We start from the raw sequence: 15,192 nt of genomic DNA on the forward strand, positions 1-15,192 counted from the left end.
AGCTCAGAGCCTGGAGCTTTGGGCCCAAAAAGCAAAAGATTCTACCAACCGCTGGCCAATATATCGGCTAAATGAATAGTCTTTATCGGAAGTTGCTGTTTTCGTATGTACGCTTCCAGGTTCATCAAACACGATGCTTCGGTAGAAACAATGTATTCGGCTCCTGTTTTTAACGCGTTTTCAACTTTCTGCTCAGTCATAGCCGTCGAAATATTATGGAATTTTGCAGCGAATGTACCACCAAAGCCGCAACAAGTTGCACGGTTTTCCATTTCAATAAGTTCCAGTCCTGTAACGTGCGCCAGTAATTTGCGCGGCTCATCCTCTATTCCATATTCCCTCAATCCGGCACAAGAATCGTGAAAAGTAACTTTATGATTGAATTCAGCTCCGATGTCCACCACGTTTATGTGATTCACCAAAAAATCGGAAAACTCTATTAGCTTTCTGCCGATTGTTGAAGCCTCTTCTTTTTCCGAATGATCTTTAAAAACCTCAGGATAATAATTGCGTACAAACCCACTGCATGAGGCCGAAGGAGTAACAACTAGCTCTGACCCAGAAAAGTCATCAATAAACTTTGAAGCCACTTTATGCGCTTCATCCCAGTAACCGCTGTTAAATGCCGGCTGACCACAACAGGTTTGTTCGGGATTGTAATAGACTTCACATCCAGCCCTTTCCAACACCTTTATAAAATTCGAGGCAGTTTCGGGATAAAACTGATCGATAAAACATGGAATAAAAGCTTCAACTTGCATACGATTCATTTTGGAATTGAAAATAGTGAAAAGATGGGGAATTCGTGTTTCGTTGCAGTTTTAAATAAACACATAAAAAAAGAGGTCTTACAATGTAAAACCTCTCTTGAACGGCACGGGAGGAGCGACTCGAACGCCCGACACCTGGTTTTGGAGACCAGTGCTCTACCAACTGAGCTACACCCGTATTTTGGAGCTTTTCACCCCTTTCGCTTTAGCGACTGCAAATATAATAATTCATTCTAAATTACCTAAGCGGAGTAAAATTTATTTTCCGAAATAAAAAAACTGTCCAAATCCTGCTGAAATGCCCGAATACCGGGCGACCTGTAAAAAAGTTATCAACAGGATAAAAAAAGGAAAGGTCCACCGTAAAATCCGATGAACCTTTTGCGGAGAGAGAGGGATTCGAACCCCCGGTACCTCGCGGTACAACGGTTTTCAAGACCGCCGCATTCGACCACTCTGCCATCTCTCCGGATGCGGTGCAAAAGTATATGATTTTTTTAAACCGCAAAACCATTTTTTACAAATTTTTCTGAAAATGCTGAAAAAAAAAGGGTTGCAGCGCTTGGTTTTTTAAAACTTATTTCTGAATTTAGCTATGCCTTAAGAAAAGGCTTCTGAAACGCTTGATTTTACTGATTGTTCGAAAGAAATACAGTATGAACTTCAGAACTAAACGAAACTTATGTTTTAACAAATTATAAATACTAAGTATTTTAATTTCAATCACTTAATTAATTTTTTAAATTTTGCCTTATGAATAAAGCACAATTAATTGAAGCAATGGCCGAAAAAGCTGGCCTAAGCAAAGCTGACGCAAAAAAAGCTTTAGACGCATTTGTTGATGCAACTACTGACGCTCTTAAAAGCGGTGATAGAGTAGCTCTTATTGGATTTGGTTCCTTCTCTATCTCTGAACGTGGTGCCAGAACAGGTAGAAATCCACAAACTGGTAAAGAAATTCAAATCCCTGCTAAAAAGGTTGTTAAATTTAAAGCTGGCGCTGAATTAGCAGACGCAGTATCATAACGATACCTGGCAAAAAAATTTAAAGGGAGGCACTATTGCTTCCCTTTTTTATGTTTGTAGCCTAAGCTTTTAACCATGAACAAAGATCTGCTTACTTATTTATCAGGATACCTGACCCCGCAGCGCCAAGATTTATTTAACAAAGTGCTTGAAATGCGCACGCGTTATTTAACGGTTGTACTGGAAGACATTTACCAGCCGCAAAATGCCAGTGCCGTTTTGCGTACCTGCGATTGTTTTGGGTTACAAGATGTACACATTATTGAGAACCGAAATACCTTTGAAGTCAACCGAGAGGTTTCGCTGGGTTCTTCAAAGTGGTTATCGCTAAAAAAATACAACGAAAAGGAACAGAACAGTCTGCAGGCTATCAAACATCTAAAAGCTCAAGGCTACCGGATTGTAGCCACAACTCCACACACCAATGATCAGCAACTGCACGATTTTGATGTTTCGAAAGGAAAAGCCGCCCTTGTTTTTGGCTCCGAACTTCCGGGCATTACAAGCCGAATAATGAATGAAGCGGATGAATTTCTGAAGATTCCGATGTACGGTTTCACCGAAAGTTTTAATATTTCGGTTTCGGCAGCCATAATTCTTCACCACCTTACTTTAAAAATGCGCCAGGACGAAAGAATCAACTGGCAATTAAGTGACACAGAAAAAGACGAGATTAAACTTGAATGGATCAGGAAAACCATAAAACGAAGCGAATTAATTGAGCAACGTTTTCTGAAAGGGGATCTTTAAAAATGATTACATAGCACGTTTCGATTTTTCCCAGTTCACAGACTGCCTCCCTTTGAAATAGCGCAGAATTCCCAGAATGGCAGCATAATTGATCATCACAAAATAATAGGGCGCAAAAAATAACTTCAGCCTTATTTTTTTATTCTCGAAATACCAGCCTATCAATGCTACCCAATAACACAAACTCTGGATGTAAAAGAACACGGTGTAGAAATCATCCGGTGCCCAACTTCTGTTTTTCACGACCACAAAAAAGTTAACGACATATAACAGAAAAACAGATATTGGAGTGATCGTCCATCGCAAAACTTTATGTGAAATATATTGCCAGGTTAGTAATCCGTTTCTAAATATGTTCAATAACGAGCTCAATCTGAAAATGGTCTGCACACCACCGGCTGCGATCCTTACTTTTCTTTTTAGTTCTTCCTTTACATTTAATGATGCGGTTTCCTGCGCATAGGCTTCAGGAGTGTAAGCAATTTTATACCCTTTTTGTGCAATTCGCAACGAAATTATAAAATCATCGAGCAAGGTATCGGTTTCCACATCTTCAAAAAGATGAGTTCGAACAGCAAACAATTCCCCAACGGCACCAACGGCCGTATTAAGCTCCGAATCGTATTTTTTTATCCACGACTCCAGTTTCCAGTAAAGCCCCTCTCCTGCCCCCGCAGCACTTTCGGTATCGTGTTCAATAATTCTTTTTTCGCCGGCAACGCATCCCACTTTTTCGTTGCTGAATTGCCTCACAATTTCACGAATCGATTGCTTACCCAGGATTGTGTTTGTATCAGAAAAAATAACGATCGGTGCCTTTACGAATTTCATTCCACGATTCATGGCATGCATCTTCCCTCTCCGCTCGGGTTGATGATACACTTCCAGTTCGCTGTATTTTTTTAACAGATCAGGTGTACCGTCGTCCGAACCGTCGGTCACCCACACGTATTGGATCTTTTCCTTTGGATAATCCAGGGAGAAAGAATTTTCCACCTTTTCAGCAATGTAGTCCTTTTCATTAAAGGCAGTCACAAAAAGACAGACTTCGGGCTCGTAACTTTCATCGAAGGGTGTATCGTTTTTGGAGAATAGTTTTTTGAGTTGAACCAGCCCCCACAAAAGTATTCCATACCCGGCGTAGGTATAAACGATAATAAAAAACAACAACCAGAATAAGGTGGTTAAGATCATTACAAATGCTGTTTATAAAAGTCAATCAGTTTGCCTGCCGTGGCTAAGTTATCAAATTTTTCATGGATAAAGTCGATGGCATTTTCTCCCAATTGCGTGAACAGTTCTTTGTCCTCCACCAGTTTCGAAATAGCTTCAACAAATTCATCTTCATTGTTAGCCACCAATAAATGTTTTCCGGGCTCTAAATCAATACCTTCGGCGCCAATTGTAGTTGATACAATGCTTTTCCCAAGGGCCATTCCTTCAATGATTTTAATGCGCATCCCACTTCCCGAGAATAGGGGTACCACCATTATTGCTTTCGAGTTCATGAACTGATAAGCATCATCAACTTCACCTAAAAACTCGACATTTGGCATTTTAAGTCTCTTTTGCAGCCAATCTGGCGTTCCTCGTCCGGCCACATAAAATTTCAAATCCGTAAATTTTTCATTCAAAACAGGCCAGCACTTGTCAATAAACCACATCAAACCTTCCTGGTTTGGCGACCATTCCATGGAGCCAATATGAAACAATGAAGGATATTCGAGATTTCGTGCATTGGGAATCAGCACCGAACTGTCGATACCCGTTTGGGAAACCTGTGCGGGCTTTGTATTACCCATTTCATTCAGCTTGTTCTTATCCCGATCCGTGATCGGCACAATAACATCGTAACTGTTCAGTAACTTTGTTTCGAAATTCTTGATTCGTTTGGTCAGATTAGCCAGGTAATATTTAAAAAGTCCTTTCGACAATTTAGCTGTACGCTGCCAAATTTCGAATTCAACATTATGGGCACGATAAACGATCAGTGCTTTCGATTTTTTTCGAATCAGTGGAATATAGGGACAAACATACAAACCTTCGAGCTGAATTACATCGAACTCCTTTTCGTCAAGTACCTGTTCCAGTTCATCCGAAAAATTTTTATCGATAAAACGAATGGCGTTGTAGGGTTGCGATGAAAATAAAAGATTGACAATTGCCCTCAAGGCGCTTATCCGGGCCGGCACGTCAACAAAACGAAAATTGGCCAGGTCGGCGACTCCTTCCGGAAGTTCTTCAACCGAAATTCGATGCTTTAGTGTACTCATGGAAAGTACGGTTACCTCGTGACCAAGGTGCGAGAATCCCTTAATTAGGTTCATTGCGGCAATGGCTCCACCATCTTTGGTAGGATAAGGAACTTTATTACTTACCTGTAGTATTCTCATAAAAACATTTATTCCGATTTGTTCTTTTTACCGAACAGCTTCGATAAGCCCAGGCGATTGAAAAAGCGGGTATAAGTTTCGGCGGACATAATGGCCGAATCGGTTACTGCCTTATAGGTCAACCATACACCCACCGGCAGAAAAATAAAAGATGAAAACCACATCCCGTTGAACATCGACCAGGCATCTTCACGCGCCGATTTCTCGCCACTCATGGAAACTATGTAGTAAAAAATGAAAAGCAGGATGGAAACGATTACAGGCATTCCAAGTCCGCCTTTTCGAATGATTGCTCCAAGCGGCGCCCCTATGAAAAAGAAAATAAGTACTGCAATTGAAAGGGTAAACTTCCGGTGGAATTCCATCGAGTATTTGTTCAGGTTCTTCTTTTTCACATAAAGTTGCCCCTGGTACATATTAATGGTTTGCATATTCGAACGGGCATTCTGGATCGCTGTTCTGGTTATGTCGGCTTGTACCCATTTGTCAAGTCCCGAGAAATAGGCATCAAAATCGAAAACCGAATCGGCTTCAGGTACAGGTATATCTCGTTTTAGTGAATCGTGAAGGGCTATTAAATTCACCATCTTCCGATTAATGACCTGGTTTGGTGAAAGCTGCAACATGTATTTATTAAGACGAGTACGGTAATCTGACGAGATTGAATCTTCGGCCCACCTCAACTGATCGATGTTAAGCATTCGGTACTGATTTCTGAAAATGCTTTCGTCGCGACGGTTAAAATCAAAACCACGAAGTGCAACACGAATGGTCTGCTCTTCAAATTTATTGCGTTGAAAAGCGTGATTATCCCGATCTCTGTCGCCTTTCGATTTTTCCTCGGTATAATTAATGCCGTGAAAAAGGTTTAGTACCATAAACTTTTTATCCTCAGTGATCTTCATAAAACCGGAATCGGCCACAGTCACACTTTCGTTCGCCTGGCCTTTTGTATGATCATAGATCATCACATCGTAGAGCATTTTTGTTTTACTGTTTTTGCGGCTCACCTTAATACTGTAACCGTCCATTTCATTGGTAAAAATTCCGGGCTGTACCACCAGTTCCGGCTTTTGCTTTTTTACACTGTAAAGCAAAGTCGAAAATTTAAGGTTGGTTTTGGGGATGATATTATTCGAGAAATAAAAAGCAGCAGCAGTAATTGCTATTGCGATAACAACCAGCGGTTTCATTATTCGGAATAATGATATACCGGATGCTTTTATGGCAACCAGTTCATAGTTCTCGCCCAGCGAACCAAAAGTCATGATGGAAGCCAATAACATAGCCAAAGGAAAGGCCAGCGGTAATAATGCAAAAGAAGCGTAGAACATCATTTCGGCTAAAACCATAAAATCCAATCCCTTGCCCACGAGGTCGTCAACATACTTCCATAAAAACTGCATGAGCAGGATAAAAAGTACGATGAAGAAGGTCATGAAAAATGGCCCAATAAACGATCGTATAACGTATAAATCTAAACGCTTCATGTTTTCCGGTTCCTTTTGAGAAACGTGTACAAAGCTAAGTTATTTTGGGAATTACTAAAGTAAAAAAAGTTAATAATGGTTAGCAGAAACTAAAGAACCATATGTGTTTGGGAAGTTGATTTACGATCCGAGTACATGTTTCAAATCGGCAACCTGTGTATTCCAAAGTCCGCGGGTTTCATCCTCTTCATCTTCTTCGGTAAAATCGGTAATAATTAAGGATACATCACCGGTAAGTTCGTCGCGTGTAATTTTAAATTCGAAATACGATTCATCCTCCTCATCCAACCAGGTATATCTCACCAGGCGGTTTTCTTTGTGAAGTGTCATCTCGGCGGTTTGTTCCGAATTGTCCCAAATAAAAGTATATTTTTTACCTCTAACTTTCACATCGTCGGCAAACCATTCTGTTAATCCAGAAGCCGTACTAAGTCTGTTGTATAAAACTTTTGGAGAGCAGTTTATCAGGTACTCCAGTTGTACTTTTATTTTTGTCATAAGTCTGATTTTCGGCAATATAGTTAATAAGAATGGAACTTACAAGCGGCAAAATTTACCACATAAAACTTCATTTGAAAAAAATGGGCAAAAGGGCATCGAAATAAAAATAAATACTATATTTGCACCGCCTTTTTCAAGGCAAATGGCGAGGTAGCTCAGCTGGTTAGAGCGCATGATTCATAATCATGAGGTCGGCGGTTCAAGCCCGCCTCTCGCTACTGAAAACAAAGGGGTTCACAACCGAATTAAGTTGTGAGCCCTTTTTATTTGCACCAAATTTGCATCAAAAAAAGACCTTCAAAAACTAACAAAGCGGATACATGCGAATGGAAACAATCGAAATGTAAATACATGGAGTATTAACCTTACTATTTCAAAGTGTAATGCACCGTTGTTTTTCACTTCTCCAAACTATGCTATTTGCCTTATTCCTCGGTGATGTTCCTTTGGATAATCGCCTCGCCTTCTTCAACTGAAATTTTAAGACCCGACAAATCCAGGTTCTTCACATTATCGAGTAACAAACCTTTTTTTGCCTTAATACTACAGTTCTCAAATGTTACATTTTCAATTGGGCTTTCTTTTAAACCGTGCATAAATCCGGCATCGCCTACGGTGCCGCTTACATTTATAATTTTGATATTACGAACAACAGGAAGTGGATCGGATGGTGGTTTGACTGGTGGTACCATACGCCATTCCATATTAAACTCAAAGGCCTGCTTTGTATTATCCAATACCAGATCGCGATAGGTTATGTTTTCTACTACTCCGCCACGGCTCGGTTGCGTTTTAAAACGGATGGGTGCCCAATTGTCTGCCATCATAGTGCAATTACTGATGGTGACATTACGAATTCCTCCCGACATTTCGCTGCCCATCGAAACACCTCCATGACCGTACCTGAAAATACAATTCTCAACCAGAATATTTTCTGCGGGCCTGTTTACGCGACGTCCATCTTCGTCTTTGCCTGATTTGATGGCTATACAATCATCGTTTACGTCAATATCTACATTTATAATATGAACTCCATCGGAAGAATCGATGTCGATACCATCGGAACTTGGGATATAATGTTCTGAACGTATAATAAGGTTTCGAATCTCAACTTTTTTACTGTAGAGTACAAATAAACACCAGCTCGACTGATTCATAAAAGTCAGATTCTCAACAACAACATCACTGCAGTTCTGAATGGCAATCAATCGCGGACGAGCATAGGCTGGTAATTCTACTTCCCTAAAATGGTAAGCCGGTGATTCCGGCGTGAGATTCAATCCTCCTTTAACTCCAAGAGAAGGCGGACCTTCCCGGACAGGACCAACATATTTTGGAACAATGGGCTGCGAAGCCTCTGTTCCTCGTGACCTGCCAAACCAACTTCTTCCGCGCGAAAACCAAATGTCGCCAGAACCATCGATGGTACCCTCACCACTAAGGTGAAAACCTGTCACATCAAAAACATTTACCAGTGCACTAACCCAAATACGCTCTTCGCCTTCCCAACGCGTCTGAACCAAATTGTAGTCTGCCATATTTGTGGTGCCCTTAAGAACTCCGCCCGCTTCTATTTTAAGGTTAACGCCCTGCTTAAAAAACACTGCCCCTGTGATAAATGTACCCGCCGGCACAACAACGGTCCCGCCTCCATCTTCTGCACATTTATCAATTGCAGCTTGTATTGCATTTGTATTTACAACCATTGAATCGCTTACAGCACCAAAATCGCTTATATCATACAACTTATGCTTATTCTCGTTACACGAACCGAAACAAAGTAGCACTGAAAACAACACTATTGTTTGAAATAATTTCCCTTTGTATCCTCGAGTTCTGAAATTTGTTAGCATAAATCAGGTTTTTGAATTTTATAAAGTTATCATAAATATTTCGGTACTGATGTGACTTTCATTTACAGTGTATTTATTCAATCCTGTTTCCAGGTTTTGAAATCAGAATATGTGTTCTCCCTCATCATCTTTTTCTCAAAGTCGTCGATATTAAATAAATAGATTTTCAAAGCGTCTCATCTCTTCTGACTATCAAGAAGTTGCAACACTTCTGCACTCGCTAAAAGCACAGGCCCATAGCCATGAGCAGCAAATACACTAACAGGCCTCTTATAGTAGAAACCAGGATTAAATCCCAAGCCGGTACCAACACATGTATTTTCTACCTGGCCAATTTCATTTATCTGGGCTGCAACAGCATTCCAGCCGGCGAGAGCAATTGGACCATAAACCATACCATCAATCCAGTCCTTATTTATGGCATGTGCAATACAATAGGTGTACATTGCGGAAGCACTTGTTTCGAGGTACGAGTCGTTACGATCGAGCAACTGATGCCAGGAACCCTCGCCCGATTGCAAAGCAGCCAAACCCCTTATATGATTTTTGAATAGTTCCATAATTTCACCTCTTGCAATGTGGTCTTCAGGTAATACATCGAGTACATCGCTTATTGCAAGCAGCGCCCAACCGTTTGCCCTTGCCCAATAGAATGAAGGATGTTCCTCCATAATTTCTATCCAACCGTGGCGGTACAAATTCTTTTCAGGGCGCCATAAAATCATTTTGAAGAACTCGATTTGAAGAGCCGCTTCGTCGTATAAAAGTCTGGCTTTCTCTGGATCCTCATTTTCGAGAAGTTTGGCCATGTAAGCTATAGGCGGAATTCCCATATACATATCATCAAGCCATACGGAATTTTTAGTTGGGCGTAAACGCGCCAGTATCCCATTGTATAAGCGAAACTCTTTATACATTACAAAATCAAATGCATTATCAATAACCGGACGAATGGTTTCTGCCAGTACAGGATTTACTAACGAGGCTTTCATCATTGCAGCTCCCATTGAACCGCAGTCATCAAGCCATATTGGAGCTACTAATCCGCGCAGCCCGCTCCTACCCGTTTCGTCATTTACTTTCTTAAAATAAGGATAAGCTTCTCCCAGCAATTTTAAACGTTCAAAGGTATAATCTGCATATTTCTTGTCCTCCGTAATTTCAGCTACTTTAAGCATTCCAGAATAGGTAACTCCCCATTCATAACTTGTGATCCCAAAATCGCCCCTTTCCAAAACGCTTGACGCATCTATATTTTTATAATCAGTAATAACCTCATTAGATTCGCGATCAACAATCCTCGCCGGAGTATTTTTATCGAGGTAGTCAAATATCCTGTCCAGGTCAGCTTTTATTCGTTCCTCCTCTGAAATTTTTGTTTGGGCAAATGAACTTTGCGCAGTCGTTATGAACGAGAAGGTACCAAAAACCATTGATATGATTATTATTTTTATAATCATCACATCTTTTCTTTTTATAAACTCTTTTGATGCTAAGATTTTCATATTTAAACCATTTATTATTGAAGTTTTTAACCTTAAAATTTAATTTGATAAAAATGAATTCGTTGAATCTCCCACGTCTCCCCCGCAATGCATAAGTCCGACAATTTAACGAAGTGTAGCGTCAGAATTTATCGGACATATTCTTCTAATTACTCAAAAGATACTGTTGATATTAACAAACTTTGCTTTTGTTAAGCTTACATGGCCACCATTGGCAAAAACCTGCAGTTTACTGAAGGCTTGAGAATTGAAAAAGATCTCTGTCATTACCAGCTCTCCACCATCCACAAAAAGTTCTACTGATGCGGCGTCGACAAACATTTCAAGTTTTACGGTCCATCCAATTTTGTATGGAGCAAACGCGATTCCCGAAAACTTATCTGAGAAGCTCATATCACCGGATTTGGTCCGATCGAATTGAAACTGATGAGCTGTTACGGAATAACTGAGTGTTACATTCTCACCCAACTCATTTTCAAGTGTAATTCCAAATGATTCAGGCAGCGTTTCACCCGTTTCAAATTCCGCCGATAAGTGACTCTGATTTAATGTCAATCCCTGAATATCCAGTTCTTTAACTCCTGAAATTATCAAAGCCTCATCGAGACTTATTTCACTCGATTTATCGAAGATCAATTCCATCTCTTTTACAGTAGCCGATTTCAGAACGTATTGGTTATTCTTTTTAGTCAACGAAAGCGTTCGGGGTAAGGTCATTGCACTGCGCCATCGCTCAGTAGGTACAACCGATGCATAATCCCAGTTGCTCATCCACCCCAGAAAAATCCGGCGGCCGTCTTCTTTGGGCACATCCGACCAGGTAACGCCGGCATAATTATCTCGCCCCCAATCCACCCATTTGGTTTCTTTTGAGTCGGCAGTAAATTGGTGTCCGTCAAAATCTCCTGTAAAGTATTGTGTTCCGGAACCACCATTTGGCCCGCCCGGATTTATATTCACAATCAATACCCATTTAATTTCGTCACTTCCTTCAACCTGCAGCGGGAAGAGATCGGGACATTCCCAAACGCCATCATGTGTTCCAGCATCGATTCCAAAGTCACTTTCATATTTCCAGTTTTTAAGATCGTCAGAAGTATAAATTTGAACATGATCATTTGCAGAAAGTAAGAGGTTCCACTTCTGAATATCTTCATTCCAAATCACATTTGGATCACGAAAATCCCGATTCCCGTCATTCGGGATCACCGGATTCCCTTTATATTTTGTCCAACTTCGTCCTTTATCCAAACTGTAGGCAATGGCTTGCGATTCAACATCAACTCCTCCGGCCTCAACAATAACAGGATCGTGGTAAGTATAAAATGCCACCAACGGGGGATTTTCTCCGGAGCCAAATCCGCTTGAATTGTTCCAGTCTACCACAGCGCTTCCAGAAAAAATATACCCCAAACTATCAGGATATAAAGCAATGGGCATGTTTTGCCAATGTACAAGATCAGTGCTAATGGCATGTCCCCAATGCATTGGTCCCCAAACTGTACTGTCGGGGTAATATTGATAAAACAAGTGGTATTCGCCATCGTAGTAAACCATTCCATTCGGATCATTCATCCATGCGGAATCCGGCGAAAAATGGAATTGCGGACGGTACTTCTCGGTATACAGTTTTATCGCGTCCTCCTTTTCAACTGTTTTTTTCGGACCAGAGGAACAGGCCACGGCGAGCAACAGTAGTACTAAAGCCGGAAAATTGAAATGATTTAGGTTCATCGATATAGATTTAATTATCGTTTAATTCCGCTTAAAAATCCGTTAGATTTCCTTCCGATAAGTTAACGATTCCTGTTTCGCTGAACAAATTTTAATGAACCGATTCTTCCTTAAAAGAAATCAGACGGAAAAATGATATTTTGTATCTTCGGGCCGAAGCACAAAAGCTTCGCGCAAAGATTGTATGAATAAACAGGCCTTGAAAATATTAAATGCGAAGTATTTTTATATTCCTGTTGCTGCTTTTACTCTTATACTGGTTGCTGTTCTCATCTATATTTCAAGCATTAGCGATCGTATAATTTTTCCGAATCTGGAAAATTACAACTACAATTATTACACCGACCAGGCAAACAGCGGAAATTCCGAAATGCAGGAATACACGGTTTCCGATACCCTCATTCATTTTAAATTTCAGCTTAATGATCAGTTTTACAGTCCTTATGTTGGTTTGATTCTTTCGCCCAAAAATATGGGAACAATAAATGTGGCCAAATACAACCAAATCAGCATCACCATTTCAGGCAAAAACATCGAAAGAATTGGTATTTCGTTGTATACACCGCCCTTGGATCCCGAACAAAGTTCGGACGAAACGCTTTATCATTCTTATTTGGGTGTTAGCGATCAAAAAATTCAGTACAATGTTCCACTTTCTCAATTTCAATTTCCCGATTGGTGGGTGGATTTGCATCAGTTGGAAGAGGATAAAAAACATACTCTCGATTTAAAAAACCTGCTTCATATCAACATCGGGACCGCATTCTCGCCTGAGATAAAAGCTCCAAAAACCATTGATATTTTCCAGATTGCGTTCACCCGAGACAATAAGGAGTTGTTTCTGATGATTGGAATAGGCTATTTTGTTTTGGTACTGTTAATTTTAAGCCTAAATTATTTCATACTAAAAAGAAAGGAGAAAGAAAAAGAGATTGTAGTCGAATACAAATCGCTTGATATTGAGGATATTAATTCAAGTGAAGCCAGATGTTTGGAGTTCATCAACTCCAATTACAGCGAAAGCAGCCTCACACTCGAAAAAATAGCGGAGGAAACTGCAACCACACCCCGACGCGTGGCAAAAATTATAAGCAACAAGTTTAATTGCAATTTTAAAACCTACCTGAACCGCATTCGATTAAATGAAGCCAAACGATTATTGCTTGAATCGAACCTGAATATTGGAGAGATCTCGTATAAAGTAGGCTTCAACAATCAAAGTCATTTCAACCGTGTTTTTAAAGCCGAAACCGGAAAAAATCCTTCGGAGTACCGCGAAAACCAAAGCTGACAGCTTTTGTAAAAGAATTTGTATATTTTGTAAAAAACACAAAAAGACAAATTATTAATATTGCAACTCAAACCGTTAACTAAATTTTGAGTAAATCATGACAAAAACTGTATTGATTTCCGCTATCAAATTTTGCAGACTTTCATTTTATTCCATTGCATTATTGTTGTTCCTGTTTTTAGAATCATGTGCTGATGAAGAATCCGACACCTTGTGGCTTTCGCAATCAGAAATCAACATTCCGGCATCGGGAGGTACATCAACCATTACCATAAAAACTGACGCAGCAGACGGATGGCGTATCAGTAATCCCTCAACCGACTGGGTGAACTTATCAAAAACATCGGGTACACTTGAATCGGAAACAGTTGATATTAGCGTTTCCTCAAAATCCTTAGAGAAGCGCGAAACTAAGCTGACGCTAAGCGCAGGAAATGCAGATCCGCTGGAGATAAAAGTGGTGCAGGCAGCGTCCGACTATCTTTATGATTTGAGTGCGAATATCAATTACGCCGAGTTTAGCTTTTCTGCCGACGAAATAACGATAGAAATCAGCTCAGAAACATCGGAATGGAATTTATCCTGTGATGCCGAATGGCTGCAAATTAGCAAAACTACTGGAGCCGAAGGAACCTTTTCAGTTGTATTAAGTACTGAGGCGAACGAGGTCCTTTCAGAAAGAACAACCACGATTACATTAAGCGGAGATAAAGCGCCAACATCAGAAATTGCGGTTTTGCAAAAGGGCGGCTATCCAAACTACAATATCAATCCACTGGAGCCTGATATGACCGGGATGAACAGCAGTGCGCAGGAAATTGCCGCTCAAATTAAAATCGGCTGGAACATCGGGAACACGCTCGAAGCTATTGGTGGAGAAACAGCCTGGGGAAACCCAAAGGTTACCGAATCACTGATTCAACTGGTAAAAGAAAACGGTTTCAATGCAATTCGTATTCCCTGCTCGTGGGATCAGAATATGGAGAACAGTACTACCGCAAAAATCAAATCGTCGTGGCTCGACCGCGTAAAAGAGGTGGTGCAATATTGTGTTGATAACGACATGTATGCAATTTTAAATATTCACTGGGACGGAGGTTGGCTCGAAAATAACTGTACGCCTGAGAAACAGGACGAAAACAACGCCAAGCAAAAGGCGTTCTGGGAACAAATAGCCACTCATTTGCGCGATTTCGACGAGCACCTTCTATTTGCCGGGGCCAACGAACCTAACGTGGATGATGAAACACAAATGAATGTGCTTCTCTCCTATCACCAAACCTTTGTTGATGCGGTGCGCTCAACGGGTGGAAAAAATAGTTACCGTACTTTGGTCGTTCAGGGACCATCGACCGATATTGAAAAAACCAATAACCTGATGTCGACATTACCAAACGACGAAGTTGAAGGACGCATGATGGCTGAAATTCATTATTATACGCCTTACCAGTTCTGTTTAATGACGGAAGATGCAAGTTGGGGAAAAATGTTTTACTACTGGGGAAAAGACTACCACTCAACAACCGATACCGAACGCAACGCCAGTTGGGGAGAAGAATCAACCCTCGATGACCTGATGGGACGAATGAAAACACAATTTGTCGACAAAGGAATACCGGTGGTTTTGGGTGAATTTGCAGCGATTAAACGGACATCTTTAACGGGAGATAAGCTACAGTTGCACCTGAATTCGAGAGCTCATTTCCTGAAATACCTGGCCAAACAGGCACGGGCAAACGGATTGCTACCATTTTACTGGGACGCCGGAAACATGGGAGAAAATGCCTCGGCACTTTTCAATCGCCAAAACAATACGGTTTTCGACCAGCAGGCTCTGGATGCACTAATGGAAGGAGTTAATGAATCTTACAATCAATAA

12 protein-coding genes and 3 tRNA genes are annotated in these 15,192 nt (G+C 40.7%); 5 read left to right on the forward strand and 10 right to left on the reverse strand.

Going from position 1 to position 15,192, the window contains the following annotated elements; all coding sequences use genetic code 11:
• Nucleotides 1–41: 41 nt before the first annotated feature.
• The 3 genes from WFY05_RS12595 to WFY05_RS12605 all read right to left on the reverse strand — a co-directional run bounded on the left by WFY05_RS12595 (nt 42) and on the right by WFY05_RS12605 (nt 1,239).
• Complete coding sequence (locus WFY05_RS12595; protein WP_340113224.1) at nt 42–761, reverse strand: (Fe-S)-binding protein; 720 nt, start codon at nt 759–761, stop codon at nt 42–44.
• Between the two features lie 114 nt (nt 762–875).
• Nucleotides 876–948: transfer RNA gene (locus WFY05_RS12600), tRNA-Trp, on the reverse strand.
• Nucleotides 949–1,154: 206 nt separating this feature from the next.
• Nucleotides 1,155–1,239 (reverse strand) — tRNA-Ser (locus WFY05_RS12605).
• 284 nt (nt 1,240–1,523) lie between these two features.
• On the opposite strand from WFY05_RS12605, the gene WFY05_RS12610 reads away from it, so the two are divergent.
• Both WFY05_RS12610 and WFY05_RS12615 read left to right on the forward strand, forming a co-directional pair.
• Entirely contained in the window at nt 1,524–1,796 is a 273-nt protein-coding gene (locus tag WFY05_RS12610) for an HU family DNA-binding protein (protein WP_340113225.1), read from the forward strand.
• Nucleotides 1,797–1,871: 75 nt separating this feature from the next.
• Nucleotides 1,872–2,546, forward strand: coding sequence for a TrmH family RNA methyltransferase (locus tag WFY05_RS12615; RefSeq protein ID WP_340113226.1), 675 nt, complete (start codon nt 1,872–1,874; stop codon nt 2,544–2,546).
• 6 nt (nt 2,547–2,552) lie between these two features.
• Here the strand turns inward: WFY05_RS12615 and WFY05_RS12620 are convergent, their stop codons facing one another.
• The 4 genes from WFY05_RS12620 to WFY05_RS12635 form a co-directional block, all read right to left on the reverse strand.
• Nucleotides 2,553–3,740, reverse strand: coding sequence for a glycosyltransferase family 2 protein (locus WFY05_RS12620; RefSeq protein WP_340113227.1), 1,188 nt, complete (start codon nt 3,738–3,740; stop codon nt 2,553–2,555).
• Nucleotides 3,740–4,939 carry a glycosyltransferase family 4 protein gene (locus WFY05_RS12625; RefSeq protein WP_340113228.1) on the reverse strand — a complete coding sequence of 400 codons (1,200 nt, stop codon included), beginning with the start codon at nt 4,937–4,939 and terminating at the stop codon, nt 3,740–3,742. Before WFY05_RS12625 ends, WFY05_RS12620 begins: the two co-directional genes overlap by 1 nt.
• Nucleotides 4,940–4,947: 8 nt before the next feature.
• The gene (locus WFY05_RS12630; protein ID WP_340113229.1) at nt 4,948–6,429 is read right to left on the reverse strand and encodes an LptF/LptG family permease; all 1,482 of its coding nucleotides are present in this window, start codon (nt 6,427–6,429) and stop codon (nt 4,948–4,950) included.
• A gap of 120 nt (nt 6,430–6,549) precedes the next feature.
• A complete protein-coding gene (locus WFY05_RS12635) occupies nt 6,550–6,927 on the reverse strand; it encodes an START-like domain-containing protein (RefSeq protein WP_340113230.1) in 378 nt (125 codons plus the stop codon).
• 147 nt (nt 6,928–7,074) lie between these two features.
• Between WFY05_RS12635 and WFY05_RS12640 the strand changes: the two genes are divergently transcribed.
• Nucleotides 7,075–7,148: transfer RNA gene (locus WFY05_RS12640), tRNA-Met, on the forward strand.
• A gap of 207 nt (nt 7,149–7,355) precedes the next feature.
• On the opposite strand, the gene WFY05_RS12645 is transcribed toward WFY05_RS12640, so the two are convergent.
• From WFY05_RS12645 to WFY05_RS12655, 3 genes are all read right to left on the reverse strand, one after another.
• Complete coding sequence (locus WFY05_RS12645) at nt 7,356–8,783, reverse strand: glycoside hydrolase family 28 protein (RefSeq protein ID WP_340113231.1); 1,428 nt, start codon at nt 8,781–8,783, stop codon at nt 7,356–7,358.
• A 176-nt stretch (nt 8,784–8,959) separates the two neighbouring features.
• Nucleotides 8,960–10,288 (reverse strand): glycoside hydrolase family 88/105 protein, encoded by a 1,329-nt coding sequence (locus tag WFY05_RS12650; RefSeq protein WP_340113232.1) that lies wholly within the window; start codon nt 10,286–10,288, stop codon nt 8,960–8,962.
• Between the two features lie 153 nt (nt 10,289–10,441).
• Nucleotides 10,442–12,022: a glycoside hydrolase family 32 protein gene (locus WFY05_RS12655; RefSeq protein WP_340113233.1), complete on the reverse strand. Its 1,581-nt coding sequence runs from the start codon at nt 12,020–12,022 to the stop codon at nt 10,442–10,444.
• Between the two features lie 199 nt (nt 12,023–12,221).
• On the opposite strand from WFY05_RS12655, the gene WFY05_RS12660 reads away from it, so the two are divergent.
• Both WFY05_RS12660 and WFY05_RS12665 read left to right on the forward strand, forming a co-directional pair.
• Nucleotides 12,222–13,313, forward strand: a complete 1,092-nt coding sequence (locus WFY05_RS12660; protein WP_340113234.1) for a helix-turn-helix domain-containing protein — start codon at nt 12,222–12,224, stop codon at nt 13,311–13,313.
• 97 nt (nt 13,314–13,410) lie between these two features.
• Nucleotides 13,411–15,192 carry a cellulase family glycosylhydrolase gene (locus tag WFY05_RS12665; protein ID WP_340113235.1) on the forward strand — a complete coding sequence of 594 codons (1,782 nt, stop codon included), beginning with the start codon at nt 13,411–13,413 and terminating at the stop codon, nt 15,190–15,192.

Origin of the sequence: Maribellus mangrovi (assembly GCF_037646455.1) — a bacterium.
Classification (GTDB): Bacteria; Bacteroidota; Bacteroidia; order Bacteroidales; family Prolixibacteraceae; genus Draconibacterium; species Draconibacterium mangrovi_A.